Source organism: Streptomyces sp. SM11, assembly GCF_002910905.1.
Lineage (GTDB): Bacteria > Actinomycetota > Actinomycetes > Streptomycetales > Streptomycetaceae > Streptomyces.
Genome location: NZ_NEUE01000294.1, coordinates 22,481 through 23,510, shown reverse-complemented (window position 1 = coordinate 23,510; position 1,030 = coordinate 22,481). Strand labels below are relative to the sequence as shown.

At 73.1% G+C, this 1,030-nt stretch carries 1 protein-coding gene and 1 pseudogene; both read right to left on the bottom strand.

Annotated features, from left to right (window positions below; translation table 11 throughout):
- Positions 1-525, bottom strand: a pseudogene (locus tag B9S58_RS32690) (amidohydrolase); the annotation flags it as partial.
- 88 nt (positions 526-613) lie between these two features.
- Positions 614-991 (bottom strand): hypothetical protein, encoded by a 378-nt coding sequence (locus B9S58_RS32685; protein WP_103535521.1) that lies wholly within the window; start codon positions 989-991, stop codon positions 614-616.
- Positions 992-1,030 lie beyond the last annotated feature (39 nt).

Here is a 1,030-nt window from a genome sequence, read left to right as displayed (position 1 = left end):
CGGGGCGTGCCCGGTGACGGAGGTGAACGCGGCGGCGGAGGACGCGGCGGTGTGCACGGCCTCGCCGAGGTTGACGAGGAAGGTTTCGACGGTGCCCGAGGTGTCGGCGACGTGTTCGGCGAGGACTTCGAGCCGGACGATCTCACGGGCCTTCGACCCGGCCGCCGAGGCCATCTCGGCCGGTCCCGTGAGGTCGCCGGGGAGGCCGGTGTCGACGAGATGGGCGGAGACCCCGGTGGCGCGCAGCAGGCGGCGGGAGGTCTCGGCCACGCCCAGTTCCCGGCGGCGGGCCAGGTAGTGGGCGGGCGGGCAGTGCGCTTCGAGACCGAGCAGGGGCGGGCACCAGCGGCGCACGGCGAAGCCGGTCTGGGTGTCGAAGAAGGTGGTGCCGGGGGCGGCCGGAGCGCCGTCGGCGGCGGCGGTGAGCTGGGCCTCGAAGGTGCCGAGGCCCAGCTCGGTGCGCAGGACGCCGTGGCAGTTCTGGTCGACCAGGTCGGCCACGGGCACGGGCAGGATGTCGGTCATCCGGGGCTCCCTGGGACGGCGTGCGTACGCACGGCCTAACGGGTGAGCCCCGGGTCAGGTGTTGCCCGAGAGGGTGGAAAGAGCCGCCTCAGCGGTCGTTGGAGGGACCGCCGACCTGGATCCCGGCCATCCGGGACCACTCGTACGGGCCGGTGCGGACCTTGAGCGCGAACTCGCCGTCGAACTCCTCGTGCATCGTGATGCCGGACTTCGAGGCCGCGCTCTCGGCCACCGCGTAGGTCGGGGCCACGAGGTCGCCCCAGGCGCCGTCCTCGCCGACCAGGACGATGCGGGCGCCCGCCTGGCCGATGTAGGCGAGCTGCCCCTCGGCGCCGCCGTGTTCCTTGGCGAAAGCGCCGATCTGGTGGGCGAGCTTCGCCGCCTTGCGCTCCGCGCGGGCCGCCTTCCTGGCGTCCGTCCGCGAGGTCTGCCCGGTGTCGCTTGCGTCTGCTGCCGTCTCTGCCATGAACAAGATGCTACCGACGAGTAGTTCGTACGGCGACGG

Coding starts and splice junctions, on each gene's coding strand:
- B9S58_RS32685 (WP_103535521.1), bottom strand. CDS start 991: ATGGCAGAGACGGCAGCAGACGCAAGCGACACCGGGCAGACCTCGCGG.